20 protein-coding genes and 1 riboswitch are annotated in these 20,221 nt (G+C 34.9%); of the genes, 2 read left to right on the plus strand and 18 right to left on the minus strand.

The genetic code is table 11. The features are described from left to right. Positions 1–2: 2 nt before the first annotated feature. Positions 3–1,199 (minus strand): CCA tRNA nucleotidyltransferase, encoded by a 1,197-nt coding sequence (locus tag LpgJCM5343_RS05365; RefSeq protein ID WP_101890764.1) that lies wholly within the window; start codon positions 1,197–1,199, stop codon positions 3–5. Between the two features lie 55 nt (positions 1,200–1,254). On the opposite strand from LpgJCM5343_RS05365, the gene LpgJCM5343_RS05370 reads away from it, so the two are divergent. Continuing rightward, positions 1,255–2,145 carry a YitT family protein gene (locus LpgJCM5343_RS05370; RefSeq protein WP_101890765.1) on the plus strand — a complete coding sequence of 297 codons (891 nt, stop codon included), beginning with the start codon at positions 1,255–1,257 and terminating at the stop codon, positions 2,143–2,145. A gap of 147 nt (positions 2,146–2,292) precedes the next feature. On the opposite strand, the gene LpgJCM5343_RS05375 is transcribed toward LpgJCM5343_RS05370, so the two are convergent. The 4 genes from LpgJCM5343_RS05375 to LpgJCM5343_RS05390 all read right to left on the minus strand — a co-directional run bounded on the left by LpgJCM5343_RS05375 (position 2,293) and on the right by LpgJCM5343_RS05390 (position 7,682). Next, complete coding sequence (locus LpgJCM5343_RS05375; protein ID WP_113532410.1) at positions 2,293–4,104, minus strand: FAD-binding protein; 1,812 nt, start codon at positions 4,102–4,104, stop codon at positions 2,293–2,295. Between the two features lie 161 nt (positions 4,105–4,265). Beyond that, positions 4,266–4,994 carry a potassium channel family protein gene (locus tag LpgJCM5343_RS05380; RefSeq protein WP_101890766.1) on the minus strand — a complete coding sequence of 243 codons (729 nt, stop codon included), beginning with the start codon at positions 4,992–4,994 and terminating at the stop codon, positions 4,266–4,268. Positions 4,995–5,210: 216 nt separating this feature from the next. After that, positions 5,211–5,807 carry a hypothetical protein gene (locus LpgJCM5343_RS05385; RefSeq protein ID WP_101890767.1) on the minus strand — a complete coding sequence of 199 codons (597 nt, stop codon included), beginning with the start codon at positions 5,805–5,807 and terminating at the stop codon, positions 5,211–5,213. A 48-nt stretch (positions 5,808–5,855) separates the two neighbouring features. After that, entirely contained in the window at positions 5,856–7,682 is a 1,827-nt protein-coding gene (locus LpgJCM5343_RS05390) for a DUF2075 domain-containing protein (protein WP_101890768.1), read from the minus strand. 213 nt (positions 7,683–7,895) lie between these two features. Between LpgJCM5343_RS05390 and LpgJCM5343_RS05395 the strand changes: the two genes are divergently transcribed. After that, a complete protein-coding gene (locus LpgJCM5343_RS05395) occupies positions 7,896–9,050 on the plus strand; it encodes a DUF3800 domain-containing protein (RefSeq protein WP_101890769.1) in 1,155 nt (384 codons plus the stop codon). Positions 9,051–9,126: 76 nt separating this feature from the next. On the opposite strand, the gene LpgJCM5343_RS05400 is transcribed toward LpgJCM5343_RS05395, so the two are convergent. The 13 genes from LpgJCM5343_RS05400 to LpgJCM5343_RS05460 form a co-directional block, all read right to left on the minus strand. Further along, entirely contained in the window at positions 9,127–10,386 is a 1,260-nt protein-coding gene (locus LpgJCM5343_RS05400) for a tetratricopeptide repeat protein (protein ID WP_101890770.1), read from the minus strand. A 100-nt stretch (positions 10,387–10,486) separates the two neighbouring features. After that, positions 10,487–10,762 carry an HU family DNA-binding protein gene (locus LpgJCM5343_RS05405; RefSeq protein ID WP_003647403.1) on the minus strand — a complete coding sequence of 92 codons (276 nt, stop codon included), beginning with the start codon at positions 10,760–10,762 and terminating at the stop codon, positions 10,487–10,489. Between the two features lie 164 nt (positions 10,763–10,926). Continuing rightward, positions 10,927–12,234, minus strand: coding sequence for a ribosome biogenesis GTPase Der (der, locus tag LpgJCM5343_RS05410; RefSeq protein ID WP_020807024.1), 1,308 nt, complete (start codon positions 12,232–12,234; stop codon positions 10,927–10,929). Between the two features lie 76 nt (positions 12,235–12,310). After that, on the minus strand, positions 12,311–13,510 hold the full coding sequence (rpsA, locus tag LpgJCM5343_RS05415) for a 30S ribosomal protein S1 (protein ID WP_020807025.1): 1,200 nt from the start codon (positions 13,508–13,510) through the stop codon (positions 12,311–12,313). 62 nt (positions 13,511–13,572) lie between these two features. Further along, positions 13,573–14,238: a (d)CMP kinase gene (cmk, locus tag LpgJCM5343_RS05420; RefSeq protein ID WP_101890771.1), complete on the minus strand. Its 666-nt coding sequence runs from the start codon at positions 14,236–14,238 to the stop codon at positions 13,573–13,575. Positions 14,239–14,343: 105 nt separating this feature from the next. Beyond that, entirely contained in the window at positions 14,344–14,937 is a 594-nt protein-coding gene (locus LpgJCM5343_RS05425) for an ECF transporter S component (RefSeq protein WP_003648712.1), read from the minus strand. Positions 14,938–15,016: 79 nt separating this feature from the next. Continuing rightward, positions 15,017–15,127: riboswitch (FMN riboswitch) on the minus strand. Positions 15,128–15,198: 71 nt separating this feature from the next. Then, positions 15,199–15,939 carry a LysM peptidoglycan-binding domain-containing protein gene (locus LpgJCM5343_RS05430; RefSeq protein WP_101890772.1) on the minus strand — a complete coding sequence of 247 codons (741 nt, stop codon included), beginning with the start codon at positions 15,937–15,939 and terminating at the stop codon, positions 15,199–15,201. A 61-nt stretch (positions 15,940–16,000) separates the two neighbouring features. Next, positions 16,001–16,720: a pseudouridine synthase gene (locus tag LpgJCM5343_RS05435; RefSeq protein WP_035429659.1), complete on the minus strand. Its 720-nt coding sequence runs from the start codon at positions 16,718–16,720 to the stop codon at positions 16,001–16,003. Between the two features lies 1 nt (position 16,721). Continuing rightward, positions 16,722–17,312 carry an SMC-Scp complex subunit ScpB gene (gene scpB / locus LpgJCM5343_RS05440; protein ID WP_039156383.1) on the minus strand — a complete coding sequence of 197 codons (591 nt, stop codon included), beginning with the start codon at positions 17,310–17,312 and terminating at the stop codon, positions 16,722–16,724. Then, on the minus strand, positions 17,302–18,045 hold the full coding sequence (locus LpgJCM5343_RS05445; RefSeq protein ID WP_101890773.1) for a segregation and condensation protein A: 744 nt from the start codon (positions 18,043–18,045) through the stop codon (positions 17,302–17,304). Before LpgJCM5343_RS05445 ends, scpB begins: the two co-directional genes overlap by 11 nt. After that, on the minus strand, positions 18,038–18,400 hold the full coding sequence (locus LpgJCM5343_RS05450; protein ID WP_003648707.1) for a hypothetical protein: 363 nt from the start codon (positions 18,398–18,400) through the stop codon (positions 18,038–18,040). Before LpgJCM5343_RS05450 ends, LpgJCM5343_RS05445 begins: the two co-directional genes overlap by 8 nt. Before the next feature lie 5 nt (positions 18,401–18,405). Continuing rightward, the gene (gene xerD, locus LpgJCM5343_RS05455; RefSeq protein WP_049159739.1) at positions 18,406–19,296 is read right to left on the minus strand and encodes a site-specific tyrosine recombinase XerD; all 891 of its coding nucleotides are present in this window, start codon (positions 19,294–19,296) and stop codon (positions 18,406–18,408) included. Next, positions 19,286–20,179: a CvfB family protein gene (locus tag LpgJCM5343_RS05460; RefSeq protein ID WP_020807032.1), complete on the minus strand. Its 894-nt coding sequence runs from the start codon at positions 20,177–20,179 to the stop codon at positions 19,286–19,288. Before LpgJCM5343_RS05460 ends, xerD begins: the two co-directional genes overlap by 11 nt. Positions 20,180–20,221: the final 42 nt, after the last annotated feature.

Genomic DNA, 20,221 nt, shown 5'->3' on the forward strand with positions numbered 1-20,221 from the left:
TTTTAATTATTTAAAGAAAGAAATTCAGTAATTGCTGCTTCGTTGTTGCTAATTACTCCTTCAAGGACTGCCTTTTTTATTTCTTCTAGTAGTAGACCCACTCTTGGTCCAGCTGGAATACCATTTTTTAATAAAAAGTGGCCATCAATCACTAGATCATGGCTATTTTTAATTGGCAAAGCTTCATAACCATCAACCAAAGCACTGCCGTTAATTGGCTGACCTAAAATATGCGCCAAATCAATGGTCGAAGCGATAGTTTCTAAGCCAGCTTGATATAAATCATAGTTATTTGGAGCCCGTGAACTAATTAAGTCAAAGAAAGCAACAATATCAGCTACTTGACGCTCCATTGCATTAGAATTCTTCCACATCCGCATAAAAGAAGGAATCTTCTCATTTGGTAATTTTAGTAAAATAATCATCAAAGCCCATAGATTAGCTTCAGTAGTAGGACTAAAATTGAGTTGAGGATAAAGAGCCAAATTCTCTTTTTTACCTTTAAAACCTGGAACTTCTTCAGATAAACCAGTATCTAAGAAAATCTGAAAAGCCTTTTGGCTACCGGGAGCAATCCCCATTTTAACAAATTCGTCGCGAATTCGTTCAACAGAAATCTTACTGAGCAATTCATGATTATCGCTAATTGCTTGCTCAGTTTCTGGTTCAAGCGTAAATTGCAATTGACTCATAAAACGAACTGCCCGCATCATTCTTAAGGCATCTTCGTGGAAACGGTTCTCAGCTTTACCAACTGCACGGATTAGATGCTTGTCTAAATCGCCCAAACCATCGAAGTGATCAATGATATTGCCATCAACATCCATGGCTAAAGCATTAATTGTGAAGTCTCTTCTCTTCAAGTCTTCTGACAAGTTCTGAACAAAAGTTACATGATCGGGCCTGCGGAAGTCTTGGTATCCTGATTCCGTTCTAAAAGTTGTAATCTCGTAACTTTCGCCTTCATAAAGAACCGTCACTGTTCCATGTTTGATTCCCGTATCAATTGTCTTTTTAAAAATTTGCTTAATTTCCATCGGATAAGCACTTGTTGCAATATCAACATCATGAATATGACGATTTAAGAGCAAGTCTCTAACACTGCCTCCAACAAAATAAGCCTCATAACCCGCTTCATTAATTTGTTTTAAAACTGGAAGCGCGGCGGTAAAAACTTCCGGTAAATTGGTAATCTTCATATATTCCCTATTCCCCTTAATTATTCCTTAGTTTTGTAAGAAAGAAGGAAGTAACATGACTAAGATTTTCAATAAACAACTCTTTAAACAATTATTTTTCATAACTCTTGGTTGTAGTATTTATGCTTTTAGCTTAGATGCCATCAGTATCCCTAACAAACTAGCTGATGGTGGAATAAGTGGTATTGCGCTTTTACTTAGATATTGGTTCCATATCAATCCTGGTCTATCAACGTTACTTCTAAATATCCCCTTAATTATAATCGGATATCGTTTTATGGGCAAACGGCTACTTGCCTTGACCATTTGGGGCACGCTTTGTCTATCCTTCTTTTTATCATTTTGGTTACACATTCCTATTATAAACCAATTGAATTTAGAACATGATCTTTTTATTGCAGGTGTCTTGGCAGGACTTTTTTCTGGCTTTGGCATCGGAATTGTCTTTAAATATGGCGGCACCACTGGCGGAACCGATATTATTGCTAGGATATTAGATTTAAAATTAGGTATACCTGTTGGGAAGTCGCTTCTTGGTCTTGATGCTTTTGTTTTGACAATCTCCCTCACTTACCTAGACATTAAGCACATGATTTACACGTTGCTTGCTAGTTTTGTATTAGCGCGAATTACTGATTCAATCCAAGCAGGCGCTTACGCAGCACGTGGACTTTTTATTATTTCTGATAAGTATGAACAAATTGCTAAGATGATTGATGTGCAATTAGATCGTGGTTATACCTTCTTAGACGCAGAAGGCGGCTATGATAGATCTAGCAAAAAAGTTATTTATTGCGTCGTTTCTCCTAGAGAAATTAGTCAGGTAAAAGAATTAATTTTAAGAGAAGATCCTAATGCCTTTGTTTCAGTCGTTGACGTTCACGAGGCATTAGGCCAAGGCTTTACTTACGAAAGAAAAAAGAGACATATTTTCTTTAGAAAATAGTAAAAACTAGTCGCTGTGACTAGTTTTTTTAATTCTCGCAAACTCTCGCGTGCGAAGCGAAAATTTGCGAGAGTTCGCTTTTTTACGAGAGTTAAGTAGATAAGTTAACAAAATAATTTTTCAACCGCATTGTGGTTGTAAGCCATTTTATTCCTTCACATTTTTCAAAGCCTTGCGGACGGCTTCGCTGATTGCCCGACTTGTAGCAGACGCACCAGAAACCGCATCAACATCTGGGGTATTTTCTTTAACAATACGCTCTGGAATAACCTTTAGTGCTCGCTTGCCAACATCTTCACTTTCGTGATTTTGTACAATTTCGACATTTTTGATTCCATTATCATAAGTAACACGTACAACAAGCTTGCCACCAATACCAGCATTGGACTCACCAAGATACTGATCTTTATCAAGCTTAATGTCCTTGACCCTGTCACCATCTGCTAATTCATTAATGCCGTTGTACTTATCAGAAGCTTCGTCTGTAACCTCATCAGTGACATTAGCTGCTTGCTCACCGGCAATCTTACCAAAAATCAAACATTCAGCTAAGTTACCGCCACCTTGATACTGGTTTGCATTAATACCACCTAATTCGCCAGCACCATACAAGTGCGGAATTGGCTTATTATTAACATCAAGAATTTCAGCTTTAGTGTTTCTTTCCGGTCCACCCTGCGTATTCAAAACGTTATATGCCATCTTAGTTGCATAAAATGGGCCCTCATTAGAAAACTTAGCCATTGACTTAATATCTCGACCAAATTGATCATCGTGACCATTTTCTACAAAACGGTTAAACATCTCAACTTGTTCCTTTAAACCGTTTGCATCAACACCTGTCTTTTCAGCTAACTCTTCAAGCGTATCAGCCTTAATCAATTTTTCATTGAACTTATCGTATAGAATCTGCCCTGCTTCAATGGTTTCGTATTGTTTTTGATCAAAAATAATATATGGCTTCTCGTGACTACGTGGAACGCGCCAAATACCATGATCAAAAATATGACCGTGACGGTTTGGACCAGCTTCGTTAAAGTAACGCTTACCATCATCCGCCACCATAAAGACGCTGCCGTGGTTAAGCTCTGGCCAGCTGAGAACTAACTTAGATCTCTCGCCTTCTGGTGTATCAAATGATAAACCATGCAGTAAGCCAAGAGATTCATAATTGTACATGTGCCACATCTTAGCACCAACTTCTTGCGCCATCGAAATACCGTCACCCTTATTGTAAATAGTACCTAATGGGGCAAGTTTAGAAGCAGCTAAGTAGTTTTGAATCATTTCCTTATTATTTTCAAAACCACCCGTTGTCAAAATAACGCCTCGTCTAGCTAGGACATTAATCTTTTGGCCTAATTTTTCAATCTGAACACCCTTGATCACCTTAGAAACTGGATCTTGAATCAAGTGAGTAGCCCGCGCTTCATACCAGACATCAATCTTGTCTTTGCGGTCTAGAACTTTTTGTCTTAAAAGTTTCCAAAGTGCTGCGTCGAACCAACCATTGTGAACCAAGGTATAGTCATAGGTTTCATGTCCCTTTAGTTCAGGATATTCTTGAGTAACTCCAACACGGTATTCCTTTGGTATCTTGCTAAAGTCATTGATAAAACTAACTGGTTCAACGCCCAAGTACTTTTTTACATATTCCCGCATGTTGCACATTCCGCGGACATAAGTTTCAACCATATCTTCTGGCAAATCCATCGGACGCGTTAAGCCAAGATAGTATTCCTTCAACTTGTCATAGTCAGTTCCAGTCCCAAGAAGTTGGGCAGAATACCTAGTGTTCCCACCTTCATGACTGTAAGGAGCAACGTCAGCAATTAATACTTTAGTGCCGTTATCAGCTGCAAATCTAGCAGCAGTTGCACCTGCTCCGCCAAAGCCTAAAACAACAACATCATAATTTGCTTTCCAGTCAATAACTGGAGCCTTTGTTTCTTGTTCCATATTTATTTCCTCGCCCTTTTGTTATCGCTTACAAAAAATATTATAGGCTTTGATAAGAACTTTGTATAATAATTGGCAGTGCTGAGTTATGGTTGTGTTATTTAATTTTGGATAAAAATAAGCTACCCGCCATGGTTGATGGTAGGTAGCTTGAGTTGGCGCTATTTCTGTTTTAACTTTTGAATTTCTTCCTTTAAATCGTGGTTTTGTTTTTCAATTTCATCCAACTTTTGCATGATCTTTTCAAGTTGAGTATCTTTATCATCAGATTTATTATCTTCTCTCACAAAATATGTTGTAATCGAACTTGTTAACATCCCAATTACACCAATTCCTACTAGCATTAAAACTAATGCTACTATCTTTCCCACAAAAGTATGCGGAGAAATATCACCATAGCCAACAGTCGTTGCGGTAGCAATTGCCCACCAAAATGACTGCGCTAAGGAAACATGCTCAGTCATAGAGTAAGTAATAGCACCAATAATTAAAAGGCTAAGACTAGTATATAGAAGATAAATTAAACCATTAGTATAAAGAATTTTTCTCAATCTACCAGTTAAACCAACTAATCGCAAAACTCTAAGCAAGCGCGTAAGTCTCGCTAGTCTTCCTAGTCGAGCTAGTCTGAAAAGTGTAAAAAATCCATTTACAGGGATGATTGATAATAAGTCAAAAATATTATGTTTAAAGAAACTCCACTTATTTTTTGCGATAGTCAGTCGATAGAAATAATCTATCGTAAAAACTACTAAGATGCCATTGTCCACCCACATCCATATTCCAGTATTTAAATTGATAACCGAAGCATAGTCTAGAATGACAAGAATAATAGATATTACGGCTAAAACAGCCATGATGAAGTTATATAGTTTTTCTTTTTTGGACATTTTATTTATTTTTCAAATATCTATATAAAATTCTTTTTGATCTAAAGACGCTAACTATATCTGCTAATTCTTTAGTAGACAAATTATTAAAAAGCAATTTATTAAGTTCGATTATTTTATCTTTTTCACTATATAGCTTTGTTATATAACCTGCATAGATAAAACAATTAATGACTTTAATACTTCGAATAGTAAGTTTATATAAATCGAATTTCGTTATAGAAAAAAATTTTTCCCGTTTGGACTAAAAATAATAGTTTGATGTTCGACATCAAATACATATCGTAAATGCTTGATAGCATTACGTATAGGTTTATTTATTCCTGATAAAACAAAATTCCAATTTATATTATTAGTTTTTGCCTCAAGTTTAGAAACTAGGTTTGCATCTGTTAATGTAGATACTTTTTCTATAGAATCAAATTTTCGCTTATTATTGCATATCTCATTTAAACAAACAAAAACTTTAAAAAAATCAGAACATACTTCTATCAAATCTGCATATATCTCTATAATATCATCAGGAAAAACATTCAAAAATGCATTAGCTTCTATTTTTCTCTTATATTTCAAATTAAAATTAGAAATTCTATAAAAAAGATTATCATTAAAATCATTAATTATTTTTTGAACAATACTCGCTCTATCTGACGATAATTTACTAGATACGTTAAATAATAGTAAAAATTGATCAATTAAAATGATAGATTCTCTATCATCTAAGGGAATTAGTTGCTCCATTTTTCCTGATTTTAATTGAGTTAAAGATAATCTTTTTAATTCTTTCACGATTATTTGGTGATATATATCCATACTACTAGCTTTCTTCTAATTCAAATGTTACGTTTCCACCTATGCACATTATACTTTTTCGGAAGCTCTCTCTAACGCCTTTTGCAACTCTGGATCAACAGCATGAATATACAGACCATGAACACCACGCGTCATTAAAACATTAAATTCATTTTTTAATAACACATCAGCATAGCTCTTAGTTGAATCACGTTTTTGTGTAGCTTTGCTGTTAGAACTTTCTGCTGGATCATGAATAATTCGACCATTACGATACTTTACAGAGGGACCAAGTTCAACACCAACATAATTCAAATCAAAGCCTTGTACTGTGTAAGTCGATCCTATTTCTGCTATAGTATAATCTTTTTCTGCCCACGATTGATTACTGTATTTTACGGTTCTATGTGCTCTGTGTTTGCTTTCATATTTATCTCGTTTATTAATTTCATAGTTCCATGGCATATGCCAATCTCCTTCGGACACTTCCCAATATTTCTGATTTTCTGGTGGTTGTGTTTTTCCTCCTGAATATTCCCAATCAAAAGTTGCGACCATTCTACTAATTCCATTTTTTTGATCTTTATTCTTTTTCTCAATGGCCTTCTGCATTTCTTCAGGAGTCTTAAAAACTTTGATTTGATACTTACTATCTTGAGGTATCTTATTAATGATTCCATTATCAATAAGATTACGAAGCCAATCTATTGTAGCTTGGGATGCATCGATTCTCATTTGATTTTTCAAATAAATAATATTTTCCTTACCCGCTTTTCTTTCCAAATCAGCAAATTTTTCATCTTCTAAAACAGAAGCTATTGATAAAACTTGCGCAGGATCATACACTGCCATAACTACTTTTGCACGTTTTAAAATATCTTCTAACATATTCTTTCCATACTTAGCATAGGCCTGATTCCTTTGTGTCAGTAGTAAATGCGCTTCATCAATCAAAGCTATATCAACTTTTTTCGATGGCTTAACCTTATTTATAAATGTAATTGGCTTTGCTACTTGTACTTGTTCATCTTTATCAAATAGCTTTTGTGATATTTCTTCATATACCTTGAGTTGTTCATTTTGGTTAACAATCATTGCTACTGATAATCTTTCAGATTTTTTATCTTCTTTTTGCTCTTTTGCAGAAATTTGATCTTCATGTACCAAATCATAAAAAATATTACTCATTAACACAGTTTTACCTGATCCAGCATTTCCCTCAACCAAAATCAACTGTCCTTCAGCCAGATTCTTATCCTTTTGAACAAATAAAGCTTTATTAATTTTATCTATAACCTTAGATTTTGCTAATAATTGTTCGCTCGTTAATTTATTAAACGGTGAAGCTTTAAATATAGCTGAAGATTCAATAATTTTACGCGCAGGAAATAAATCTTCATTTTGTTTACCTAGTTTTTTCCAAATCAGATCAAATAAACTATTAAATTCGTCTGAATCATAGTATCTATTTTGATCATTATGACGTCGATTATTCAAATGATATACAGCCGGCACACTGCTTAGATATTGCATCAATCTATTTTCTATATCTAAAGTCATAGATTTATTAAAATGCTCGTGACCAATTACAAACATACTTACATTTTTTGAATTTTTGAAGTTAAAAAAATCATCACGTTTAGCCGGATCTGCATCTAAATGCTGCAATGTACGCCTTTGAATATCATTCGTTTCACCAACATAAACTGTGTACTGTGACTTTTTACTATTTATCGGATCATTAATGACATAAACAGTCGGAAACTCAGTTAATAAAACCCTTTTTGTGTCATCCGTAGCATATGTTTCACTAATCTGTGTATTTAATTGACTGGCTGTTTGAACGTTATATTTAGTTTCATATATCACTGGTGATTTTAGATTTCTTTTTGTCAACCTAATGTACTCTCTTTCTACTCATTAAATTAAAATATATCACAGTATTTGTTAAATCAAAAAGTCTCCCTTACAATTTATGAAGTTTATTTTTTTACAACTCAACTTCACATAATAAAAAATATGATTATTGATAATATTTTACCTTGTTCGCTTTCCTTCGGAACTTATGTTCGATATAATACTTCTATCAAATTTACTTAGAGAAAAATCATGATCTTAAAGAAGCTCTTCCAACCGCGCCGTCATACAAAAGAATTTCATGTTTTTATTGATGAAAGCATTTCTTTTCAATCTCAATCTGACAATACAACTGAAAAGTTCTATACAGGCTTTTTAGTCATCCCCACCTTTCACCTAAAAGACTTATATAACCAATATTTTCAAAAAATTTATCATTCTCATTATAAAAAAGAGAAAAAGAGTGTAAATGTTTCAGACACGATGAATCGATTAGCGTTAGATATTGTTAAGCCTTTTCTAACCAATGCTTATATCTATCAACGCCCTATTTACCATAAGCACGATACCACTCTTGATAATACGATTATGCAACAAGTATTAGTGCTTCAATCTTACATTTACCCAATTAAAAGGATTATTGCAGATCTACGTCAGCAAAATCCTGTTGTTAACTTAAAATTAAATATTTACCTTGATCAAACTAATTTAAATTCTCAGCTTGAAAGTGAATATTTTAGCTGCAAGCTACTTTCTCAAATTATCAAAAATCTAGGTGAGGAAAACAACGTTTTTTTTACTTATCAAACATGTGATAGTAAAAAAGAATTAGGCATTCAAATGGCAGATATGTTCGTCGGTGCTTATCGCAAGCAAGAAAAATATGCTGCAAATGATGACAATACTACTCTCATTCCTTTTAACGTTACATCAATGATTGATACTCTAGCTTTTCAAAATCAAGATACTTTCTTGAAATTATATGGTTTAGTAAGTCTTACTATGAAGGGTCCTACTAAAAAAGATTTAACGACTTTCAAGAAATTTCTAAAAAATGAGCTAGATTCTGATTCTTACCAATATCCAAAAAGAAATAACTTTAATACTATAAGAGCCAAATTAACTAAAGCAAAAAATAAAACTTATCAAGAAGAATTCAATCGCAAACTTGTCAGAATCTTAGTTTCACCAAATAAGTCCTTGACTAAAATTTATGGAAATAAATTACCCAAAGCTTATATCAAAAACTTAAGTCAAAAATATAATCGTAATAATTGTAATCGTACAATCGCTAATATGCAGAGAAATATAAATAAATTACAAAAAATACAATTAAGTATCTTTAAGATTTTTAAACTTAAGCTAAGTCTGAGAAGATTTAACAAACAATTGAATAAATTACTATAAAAAAATACCCCTCAAATTATCTTTGAGAGGTATTCTTTATGCTAAAAAGCAATTACTTTCTAAAATTGTCGCTCTATTATTCTTCACTATTCAATTCATCTAACATATCTTGCATATCAATATCGTCAGGTTGAACTTGCAAATACTTCTTGATCAATTCCTTAGTTGTTGGGATCTCACGCAACTCATAGAACAAGTTAATCATCTGTCTTAAGAAGCTTGCATTCTTTTGAAAGGCTGGATATGCCAGTAAGAATTCACTCTTAGCCTTATCATAGTCTTCAAGTCTTTGATATGAGATAGCCATATTCCAGTGAGCTTGTGGTTCAAGTTCTTCATCATCAAGATCCTTAAATAAGGCGATATTAGCTTCATCTTGGTGCTGGTGGAGATACAAGTTAGACAACTGCAAACGTAAGTCACTATTGTCTGGAGCGATTTCTAGCCCCTTCTTAAGCAAGCGTTCTGCTTCGTCTAACTGATTTAAGTTAGCAGCTGCTTTAGCACCCAAGCTATACAAGACCTCATCTAGTTCATTATAAGAAAGTCCCGTCTGAGCAGTTCTCAATACTTCTTCATTGTTATCCTCTGCTGCATAAGCCTGTGCAAGTAATGGATAGGCATTTACATAGTCAGGTTGTATTTCTATTACTTGATCTAAGTACTTAATTGCTGCCTTATTATCGCCCGCAGATAACATAATTAAACCTGCTTCATATAATGCATCAATGCTCAAAATATCATTTTCATGACTCTTAATCTCGTTGGACGCTTCTTCGTACTCACCTAATTTTGCAAGACAGGCAGCGATTCTTTGACTTAGGACTACTTCGCCAAAGGTCTTGTTTTCTTTTGCAAGCTCTCGGTATAGTCCTAATGCTTCACCATAATCGCCACTTAAGTAGTCAAGTTCAGCTAAGCCAAAGTTAATTGCATCTTCTTCAGGAGCTAATTTATGCGCTTCTAGAAGCTTTTGACGCGCTGTTTCAATCAGACCATTACTTTGGTAATAATCAGCTAAATCAAGCAAGCTCTCGATATAAGCATCACTTTCTGGCTTTACATCATATAGAAGCTGCAAACCATCATCTTCATCGCCATCATTTAATAAAATTTCAGCTAAGTATACCTTAAACAAATCTTCTCTTGGAAACTGAGCAATCAAATAGCGGTAAACTTCCTTAGAAAGATCAGTAAAACCAAGATCAGTTAAGTTTTCAGCTAAAGAAGCTAAAACTTCCGGATCATCATTTTCAAGTGCTTTTTTAAGAAGAATATGATTATCAGAAAAGTCATGGTTTTGAATTGCATCTAGTAGTTGTTCAGAATAAGTCATTTTTTCACTCTTTTCATTTGTGCTAACACAATAATTGTACACAAAAAACGTGCCAAGCTATACAACTTAGCACGTTTTTATTTTGCTAGTAACTGAACAATTATTTAACAGCATCCTTAAGAGCCTTACCTGGCTTGAATGCAGGAACCTTAGAAGCTGGGATTTCGATTTCAGCCCCAGTTTGTGGGTTACGACCCTTACGAGCTGCACGGTGACGTACTTCAAAAGTACCGAAACCGATCAATTGAACTTTTTCACCTTTAGCAAGATCTTCTTGAATAGAGCTAAAGATTGCATCAACTGCAGCAGCAACTTCTTTCTTGGTTAAGTCAGTTTTAGCAGCAACTTCAGAAACTAATTCTGCCTTGTTTGCCATTCCACTTCACCTCCCGAAATGAACTAATAGTATTTTAAAACAAAACCTTTAAAAAATAAGAAAAATGATTTATTCATTTATTCCCTGCAATAAAATTAGCACACTAAGACGCTTAGTTGCAAGCTTTTTCGCAGATATATCCCTATTTTTTTGAAATTTTAGGCTTATTTACGTTTTCTAGCTAAGATTTTAATTGGTGTTCCTACAAAATCAAAGTTTTGGCGCAATTGATTGATTAAAAATCTCTGATATGAGAAGTGCAATAATTCTGGATCATTTACAAAAACAACAAATGTCGGCGGAGTTACTGCAACTTGCGTCATGTAGTAGATTCTTAATCTCTTTCCGTTAACAAGTGGCGTTGGCGTAATTCTGGTTGCCTCAAGTAGCAAGTCATTCAAGACACTAGACTTAATGCGACGAGTTTGATTATCGTGAACTTCTTTAACTAGTTTCAAAATATCAGGAACTCTTTGACCAGTCTTTGCCGAAACGAAAACAATTGGAGCGTAGTCCAAGTATTGGAACTCCTGTCTAATTGTATTTTCAAAGTCCTTCATGCTTGTGCTATCTTTTTTAGGAAGATCCCACTTATTTACGACAATAATTACTCCTCGGCCTGCGTCGTGAGCATAGCCAGCAACATGCTTATCTTGTTCACGAATGCCTGTGCTAGCGTCTAAAACTAAAAGTGTAATATCACTTTCTTCAATAGCACTAATTGCTCTTAGAACTGAATACTTTTCAGTCTTCTCGTAGACCTTGCCACGGCGTCTAATACCGGCAGTATCGACAATAGTATACTTTTGCCCATCATTAGTAAAAGTCGTGTCAATGGCGTCTCTCGTTGTCCCTTCGATGTTAGAAACAATTACACGTTGTTCACCTAAAATAGCATTTACCAGTGAAGATTTTCCTACATTAGGACGACCAATTACACTAAAGCGAATCGAATCATCTTCATGTTGATTGGCCTTATCGCCGAATTCACCAACAATTGCATCAAGTAAATCACCCATACCAGTTCCATGACTACCAGAAACAGGAATAGGGTCGCCCAAACCTAAACTATAGAAATCATAAATATCAGTTCTTTGTTCAGGATTATCAGCCTTGTTAACTGCTAAAATAATTGGCTTCTTAGTTCGATAAAGCATCTTAGCAATTGTTTCATCCATATTAGTCATGTGCTGGGTCACATCCCCCAACATGACGATTACATCAGCCTCATCAATCGCAATTTCAGCTTGAGCCTTAATTTGCTCTTCGATTTCACCGGAGTCTAAAGTAATACCACCAGTATCAATTAGGATAAATTCATGGCCCATCCATTCAGCACGAGCATAAATTCTATCTCTAGTGACGCCAGCTTTATCCTCGACAATAGCTACGCGAGAATTAATAATTCTATTAAAAATAGTTGATTTACCAACATTTGGTCGTCCAACTAATGCAACGATGGGTAATGACATATTATTTCTACCCCTTTCTATTTATCTAAGAAATAAAAAAAGCTGACCGGAGTCAGCTTTTTTAGACGAATGACGATTAATCCTTATCTTTAAGTTGATCACCAATAATGTCACCTAAAGCAAAACCGTTGTCATTGTCATTCATGTACTTATCAGCTACAGAATCTTGACGACGACGTGGACGTGAGTTTTCACTCTTAGCAGCATTAGGATCAGCTTGCTTGATTGACAATGAGATTCTTCTGTCACTTGGGTCAACGCTCAAAACTTTAACTTTAACAGTTTGACCAACCTTTAAAACATCACTTGGCTTATCAACGTGCTTGTTAGCAATTTCTGAAACGTGTACTAAACCTTGGATTCCATCAGCTACTTCGATGAATGCACCGAATGAAGTTAAAGTCTTAACTTCACCTTCAATGATGTCGCCTTCATGTAAACCTTCAGTAGCTTCTTCAAATGGGGATGGTAAAGTTTGCTTAATTGACAGGGAGATTCTGTGTCTATCGTCATCAATACCGATAACTTTAACCTTAACATCTTGACCAGCCTTCAATACATCACTTGGCTTGTCAACATGCTTGTAAGAAATTTCTGAAATGTGAACTAAACCGTCCACACCACCAACGTCAACAAAGGCACCAAAACCAGTTAAACGTGATACTTTACCTTCAACCGTATCACCTACAACTAATTGTGAAGCAACGTTTTCGAATGCTTCTTCACGTTCCTTTTCGATTAAGTCTTTTCTTGAAAGAATTAATCTGTTCTTGTTAGGATCAATTTCAGTGATCTTCAAGTTCATCTTCTTGCCAATGTAAGGCTTCAAGTCAGAAACGTAACGGTTAGAAATAAGTGATGCTGGTAAGAAACCACGTGTACCAACGTCAACTAATAAACCACCGCGAACAGCACCAGTTACAGTACCTTCAACAGTCTTGCCTTCTTCAAAGACCTTTTCTAATTCCTTGTAAGCTTCTCTTTCCTTCAAACGAGTAACTGAGAAGAAGAATTCGCCGTTTTCTTTATCGCCACCAGCTCTTCTAAGAACTAAAGCTTCAAACTTATCACCAGGTTTTACCAATTGGTTTAAATCTGCGTTACGGTCATTAGTGAATTCACGTTTAGTGATTACACCTTCAACACCTGCATTTTCAACACCAACAGCGATTTGTCCATCTTCAACACTTAAAACTTCAACGTTAACAATGTTGCCGACTTCAACTCCCTGCATTTCTTTTAGAGCATCTAAGAATTGATTACTATTATCTGTCATAATTACCTCCCAATATCATACTTTATTTTAAAGTACTTGATGTCTTTTTTCCACACTTTTGTTTAATTTTTTTGCTTTTTTTGTATTATCTCGCTTATTTTAGCTACAACCTCATCAATAGTAAGGTTTGTTGTATCTAATTCAATTGCATCCGCTGCTTTTTTTAATGGAGAAATTTCACGATGAGAATCTTTATAGTCGCGAACTTCAATATCATGTTCAATATCTTTCAAGTCTTGGTGAATTCCTTTTTCTTGAAAATCTAAAAAGCGTCTCTTAGCTCTTGATGCCACACTAGCGATTAAGAAGATTTTTACCTCAGCATCTGGTAAAACTGTCGTCCCAATATCACGGCCATCCATAATAACATTATGTTTACCAGCCATTTCACGCTGTAATTCAACCATCTTTTCACGAATTGACTTCAAGGCTGACACTTGAGAAACATTCTCAGTAATTTCTGGAGTTCTAATGGCAATTGATACATCCTTGCCATTTACATAAACCTTCTGTTCTCCATCTTCTTGCTTAAATTCAATTGTGCTCTTGTCAACCAGGTCTAAGATCGTCTTTTCATCACCATAGTCAACGTGATTGTCGTGTGCAATTAATGTACATGCTCGATACATTGCACCAGTATCGATATAAATATAGCCTAAATTATGCGCGATAATTTTAGCAACTGTACTCTTCCCCGCTGATGCAGGACCATCAATAGCTACTTGCATTAAAAAATTGAGTCCTTTCTTTTTCATTCAAAGTAAATTCTACCATAAAACAAAAACCAGAAGTCACTCGACTTCTGGCTAAACATAATTCTTTTAGAAAATATTTTAGAAATTACGTCTTACAAACTTCTCTAGAACAGGTAATAAAGTTTTCGCTAAAATCAAAACAACAATACTGTTAATCAAACCCTTAATTAAGTTGAAAGGAATAATAGCAGAAACAACGTAAGTTAAAAGTGATGAGTTTAACTTAAATCCCATTAAAGAAATATACATTGGAGTTAGAACAAAATAATTTGCTAGTGACATTACTACCGTTAAAGCTAGTGTACCGACAATTAAACCAAAAATTTGATATTTTACTTTATCTTCATGTTTTTTACTGATGAAATAAAATGGCAAGATATAAGCTAAACTTGCTAAAAACGCAGCTAGTTGTCCGATCATTGAAATTGGATTAAAACCAGAAATAAAAAGACTCAATAATGACTTAAAGAGTGCAATCATTGTTCCGCCCAATGGTCCAAAAACTAAGGTGCTCAAGGCAACAAGTGAATCCGAAAAGTCCATCTTCAAATAATCAAAGCCTGGAATAATTGGGACTTCAATTTTCATAATTAAAAATGCCAATGCACCAATCATTGCCCAAGCAAGCCAATAAGCAAGTCTGACATGACTTAAACTAGTTTTTCTTTGCATGATGATTCCTCCATAACATACAAAAGGCCTGTTGCCTCAGCAACAGACCTTATTAATCTAAATCATGTTTAGTTTTTTAGTCTGTCTTCTTCCATCTAGACTTTAACTATCGGTACCTAAGGTTCAACTACATCGTAGCTCGCGGACTCTAACCGCCGGTCGGGAATTTCACCCTGCCCTGAAGACAACATCCTTTTATTTACTTTTTACAAGTAAATGATAATACTTCTTAACTAAATTGTAAATAATAATGTTTTTTAATTATTTAAGTTTAATTGATTGACCAATACTAATACTATCAGCTGATTCTAAACCATTAAGCTGCTCTAAATAATGCACTGAAGTGTTATTTTCACGAGCAATTTTTGATAAAGAATCGCCTTCTTGAACAGTGTAAGAACTTGGAGCTTGATTTTGTGACGAGCTGCTTCCACTGTTATTCTGCCAGGTATTTTGATTATTTTGGTATGAATTTTGGTTTGCTTGTTGAGTTTGGTCTTGAGTGGTAGTTTGACTAGCACTAGAAGCATAAGATTGGGTACTGCTTTGGCTAGTTTGACTACTTTGAGACTGACTAGTTACAGCTGGAGTTACGTCATGAGATTGGCTTGACGATTTCTTCTCTTCTTTCTTCACACTACTCTTAGACTTACTCTTCTTCGAAGAACTACGCTTAGGCTTTTTACTCTTAGATTTATGAGACTTAGAAGAACTCTTTGAAACTTTAACACTCTTTTCAGCCAAGTTATTAGAATTAGAGTGCAACTTTGAAGAAACAATCGGAATCAAGGCAATCAAAATTATTGCAACTATAATCAACCCAGCCCATAACTGACTATGGTGTGTACCCTTAGAGTTCTTATCTGGACGACTAGGAGTTGGTTCGGGTGCAGGCTCTGAACGGTGGCGATGATGCATCGCACTTCTAGACGTTGTCGGACGTTCAAAATGCTTGTAAGGACCCTTAGGTTCTTGATTGTCCTGAGATTTATTTTCCTTCATTCCAAAATCCTCCACAATTATAGATTATTAGTTTTATTTTATCATAGCTTGACAAGTAGCGTTAGTCAGATAAGTGATTTAAACGAGAGACTTCTTCATGCGTTAATTCACGATATTCACCTGAAGTCAGTGATTTTAAAGTCAAGAAAGCATACTTTTCACGAGATAATTTTTCAACAAAATGATGAACTGCTTCAAACATCCTCTTAACTTGGTGATAATGCCCCTCATGAATTGTTAATTGAACAATTTGAGTATTTTTCTTTTCATCCGTCTTCAAAATCTTCAATTTTGCTGGCGCACTCTTACGTCCATCAATTCGAACCCCATGTGTAAGAGAGTGAATATCTTCTGGAGAAAGAAGTCCTTTAATTTTGGCTACATAAACCTTTGGTACTTCATTACGAGGATGCATCAACTTATTAGCTAATTCACCATCATTAGTCATTAACAATAAGCCTGAAGTATCATAATCAAGACGACCAACTGGATATAAGCGATATGGTACATCTTCAAAGTAATCGACAACAGTCTTTCTGCCCTTATCATCTTTTACTGAAGAAATTACGCCACGAGGTTTGTAAAACAAATATGTGTGGAGTGTTTCTTTCTCAATTGGAACTCCATTTACTTCAATTTTGTCGCTCGGTTCAACTTTCGTTCCCAGCTCAGTAATTCTTTTACCATTAACAGTTACTTGCCCAGCTGTAATCATTTTCTCAGCCTTACGTCTTGACGCAACGCCAGCTTGTGCAATTACTTTTTGCAATCTTTCAGCCATTTTACTCTCCTTCATCAAAATTTATTTCTTTGCTACTTCTCTCATCCTGATCAAATAAGTTCACAGGATTGTCATCTGATTCAAACTCTTCTATTACTGGCAAATCAGCTAAACTTTCATAGTTAAAATACTGTAAGAAATAGTCTGTAGTCACATATAAGTTAGGGTGGCCAGGTACGTCTTTTTTACCATTTACTTTAATCAGTCCACGCCAAACTAAAGTCTGCAATGCTCCTGATGAGTTAACACCACGTAAATCATCAATTTCAACCCGTGTTATCGGTTGACGATATGCAATAATTGAAAGTATTTCAAGAGCTGACTGACTTAAATTCTTCGATAAATCTTTTTGGAAAAATTTAGAAATAACATCCCCGCATTCCGCACTGGTAGTTAATTTATAAGTATGATTAATGCAGATCAGTTGTAAGCCAGAGTTCTCATCATTTTTAAGTCGATCTTTTAGATGGTTTGCTAACTCTCGTAATGCCGATGGTGAAATTTCTAATAATTGTAATAAATTATCTGTTTCCAAACCATCATCCCCTGCTGCATAAAGGAGAGCTTCTAATTGTGCTTCTTTACTTGCCATTAGTCTCAACTTTCTCTAATTCTAGGTCACCAAAGTCTCTATTTTGCTTTACTAAAATTTTATGATCACGACATAATTCTAAAACTGCTAAAAACAAACCAATTACCTGATCAAGATCCTGAAAATTCTTAATACAGTCAAAAAAGCTAACCTTTTTTCTATGGTGAAGTTTATCCTTTAAAAATGTCGTCATTTCTTCAATTGAAGTTTCATGAACTTCTATTTGTCCCACTTGTGGTTTTCTTAATTTAAAACGCTCCAAAACAACTTTAAAAGTATTAGCCAGCTCATCACTTGTAATTTCTCCTAAGGGAAGAGGCTCAACTTCTTTTTTAGGCGAAACAGATGGATCTTTAGCCACAGTAATTGGCATTTCTTCATCTCGTTTCTTAAAGTATTCCGCAATTCTTTGAAAAACTGAATATTGGACCAGCTGCTCAACTAGTTCAGCACGCGGGTCTTCCTGATATTGATCTTCTTCAACAAAGTCATTTTTGGGAAGTAAATATTGCGATTTAATTCTAAGAAGAGTTGATGCCATCACAAAATACTCGCCAGCAATTTGCAAGTCTAAAGTCTGCCAGCGAGCCAAATTAGCTAAGTATTGTCCAGTAATCTTCGCAATTGGAATATCGTAAATATCTATCTTTTGTGATCTAATTAAGTTCAAAAGTAGATCTAATGGTCCCGTAAAATTTGGAAGATCCAAAGTTAATTCATCGACATTATTCATCGGTCTTATCTTCCTTTAAATAGCTTAATAAAAAGGCCCAGTCAGGTAAAGCGGTAATCATTTTATCAGGATAAAGATGCTTTAGATCTTTCATTACCAAGCGTTTAGTTTCTGAATCACGCATTGTTGGATCAAGAGATAGATAGCGAATAATTATAAAGTCTTTTTCTTCTTGAATGCCAATAATACCTCTTGCGTTACCCTTTTCTTTATAAATAAGAACTTCAAATTGATTAGAATCACTAGTATATAACTTCATCTCTTCTTGTAAGTTCTTAATATTTTTAAAATCTGGAAGATAAGACAAATATCCCATTACAGTTTTTTCATAGTCTTTTTTATATTTGCTGATCATAATATTTAAGCACGTGGATGTGCTTGATTATAAACCTCCAAAATATGCTTCTGCGTCAGATTAGTATAGATCTGCGTAGTTGTAATATCACTATGACCCAAAATTTCTTGAACTACACGCAAATCTGCCCCGTTTTCAAGCAAATGAGTAGCGAAAGTATGTCTCAAAGTATGGGGAGTAACATTTTTAGTTATTCCAACCAGCTGACAATACTTTTTTATCTTCTGCCAAACAGCCTGTCTCGTTAGTTGATGACCATGATTGTTTAGAAAAATTACATCAGTAAATTGACCGCTTTTTAGTACTTGAGCATCCCTAACATCCTTTTGATACTTTTCAAGCCACGATAAAGCAACTTCAGTAATTGGTACAAGTCGTTCTTTTGAACCTTTACCAAGAACTCTAATAATTTTTAAATCGGAATGAATGTCACCAGTTCGTAAATTTATTAATTCACTCACCCGCATTCCAGTTGCGTAAAGTAACTCTAGCATCGCACGATCTCTAATTCCTAACGGCGTATTCGTATCAGGAGCCGCAAGTAATTTATCTACTTCTTCTTCGCTTAAAGCGGTTGGCAATCTTCGTTCACTTTTTGGGGAATCGATTTTTACTAATGGATCACGTTCAATTATATCCTGTCTTAAGAGCCATTGATAGAATTTTCTCAAACTAGAGATCATTCGACTAATTGAGGTTGTTGCCTTGCCCTTGTCTTTTTGCGTAGCAAGAAAAGCGTCAACAACTAAATAGTCAACTTCCCAGCTTGTTTCATTTTGATCTTGTAAATAATCTAAATATTCTTCTAAATCAGTTCGATAAGAAATAATGGTATTAGGACTTAAGCCACGTTCCACTTGACTGAAACGTAAATAATCTTCTAAATTATCCTTCATCGTTTGTGTCTGATTCATCTTTTTCTACCAAGCTAATTGTTCCTGCATCTTTATCTTCAGTAATTAATCTATTTTTTAATAAATGACCTAAAGCGCGTTTAAAGGCTGACTTAGAGATACCAAAGTGATTCTTAATTTCTTGAGCATCGCTTTTATCATAAAAAGGTAAGGTCTTAGTTGCTTCACGGCGTAAACTTACTAAAATCATTTGAGCATCATCATCAATCTCCTCAAAGCCTCGAGGAAGAACGCTCAAATTCAATCTACCATATTGACTAACCCCGATTACGCGTGCCTTAATTTTTTGCCCTAGACGCAAGGGACGGAACATTTCAGACTTATGGACAAAGGCTAAGTAATATTGATCAGTAATTACAAAAGATCCAACTTCATAGTTACGGTACACAGTACCAGACATATTTTTGTTTTCCAAATGCGCAGGAAAATTGGCAGCTAACTGTTCAAAAACATCTTCTTCTGCCATCTTAGCCCAAATACGTTCCTTATCATCGGTTTCAAGGCGTACCAACAAGCGATCATCTTTCTTTGGCCATTGATCTTTTTCAAGTGGAAGATCATCTAAAGAAACAACAACGTCTTTATCATTTAATCCGATATCTAAAAATACACCCAAATCACGGCGCACTTCAGTTACTGTAGCCCAACCATACTGATCTTTTTGAGCAAAAGGATAAAATTGCGTCATTTCCTTCTTTTTATCTTTATTTTCATAGATAAAGCCCTGTACTTCGTCACCTAAATGGATTGGCTCATCTTGTGTAACTTCTATTTTCTTTAATTCAAAAGTTACGCCATCAACCTGTACATAAAAAGCAGTTTGATTTTCATCAGTAACTTTTCCTTTTCTTATTTCACCTAACATATCAGCGCCTCAATCCTTCTAATTTGTCTGTCACCTATATAG

It is taken from the genome of Lactobacillus paragasseri (assembly GCF_003584685.1).
In the GTDB taxonomy this organism is placed as follows: Bacteria; Bacillota; Bacilli; order Lactobacillales; family Lactobacillaceae; genus Lactobacillus; species Lactobacillus paragasseri.

Coding starts and splice junctions, on each gene's coding strand:
- rpsA (WP_020807025.1), bottom strand. CDS start 13,510: ATGACAGATAATAGTAATCAATTCTTAGATGCTCTAAAAGAAATGCAG.
- LpgJCM5343_RS05375 (WP_113532410.1), bottom strand. CDS start 4,104: ATGGAACAAGAAACAAAGGCTCCAGTTATTGACTGGAAAGCAAATTAT.
- LpgJCM5343_RS05395 (WP_101890769.1), top strand. CDS start 7,896: ATGATCTTAAAGAAGCTCTTCCAACCGCGCCGTCATACAAAAGAATTT.
- LpgJCM5343_RS05365 (WP_101890764.1), bottom strand. CDS start 1,199: ATGAAGATTACCAATTTACCGGAAGTTTTTACCGCCGCGCTTCCAGTT.
- xerD (WP_049159739.1), bottom strand. CDS start 19,296: ATGAAGGATAATTTAGAAGATTATTTACGTTTCAGTCAAGTGGAACGT.
- scpB (WP_039156383.1), bottom strand. CDS start 17,312: ATGGCAAGTAAAGAAGCACAATTAGAAGCTCTCCTTTATGCAGCAGGG.
- LpgJCM5343_RS05460 (WP_020807032.1), bottom strand. CDS start 20,179: ATGTTAGGTGAAATAAGAAAAGGAAAAGTTACTGATGAAAATCAAACT.
- LpgJCM5343_RS05405 (WP_003647403.1), bottom strand. CDS start 10,762: ATGGCAAACAAGGCAGAATTAGTTTCTGAAGTTGCTGCTAAAACTGAC.
- LpgJCM5343_RS05425 (WP_003648712.1), bottom strand. CDS start 14,937: ATGCAAAGAAAAACTAGTTTAAGTCATGTCAGACTTGCTTATTGGCTT.
- LpgJCM5343_RS05400 (WP_101890770.1), bottom strand. CDS start 10,386: ATGACTTATTCTGAACAACTACTAGATGCAATTCAAAACCATGACTTT.
- LpgJCM5343_RS05450 (WP_003648707.1), bottom strand. CDS start 18,400: ATGATCAGCAAATATAAAAAAGACTATGAAAAAACTGTAATGGGATAT.
- LpgJCM5343_RS05445 (WP_101890773.1), bottom strand. CDS start 18,045: ATGAATAATGTCGATGAATTAACTTTGGATCTTCCAAATTTTACGGGA.
- LpgJCM5343_RS05435 (WP_035429659.1), bottom strand. CDS start 16,720: ATGGCTGAAAGATTGCAAAAAGTAATTGCACAAGCTGGCGTTGCGTCA.
- cmk (WP_101890771.1), bottom strand. CDS start 14,238: ATGCAAGTAGCTATTGATGGTCCTGCATCAGCGGGGAAGAGTACAGTT.
- LpgJCM5343_RS05430 (WP_101890772.1), bottom strand. CDS start 15,939: ATGAAGGAAAATAAATCTCAGGACAATCAAGAACCTAAGGGTCCTTAC.
- LpgJCM5343_RS05385 (WP_101890767.1), bottom strand. CDS start 5,807: ATGGATATATATCACCAAATAATCGTGAAAGAATTAAAAAGATTATCT.
- LpgJCM5343_RS05370 (WP_101890765.1), top strand. CDS start 1,255: ATGACTAAGATTTTCAATAAACAACTCTTTAAACAATTATTTTTCATA.
- der (WP_020807024.1), bottom strand. CDS start 12,234: ATGTCATTACCCATCGTTGCATTAGTTGGACGACCAAATGTTGGTAAA.
- LpgJCM5343_RS05380 (WP_101890766.1), bottom strand. CDS start 4,994: ATGTCCAAAAAAGAAAAACTATATAACTTCATCATGGCTGTTTTAGCC.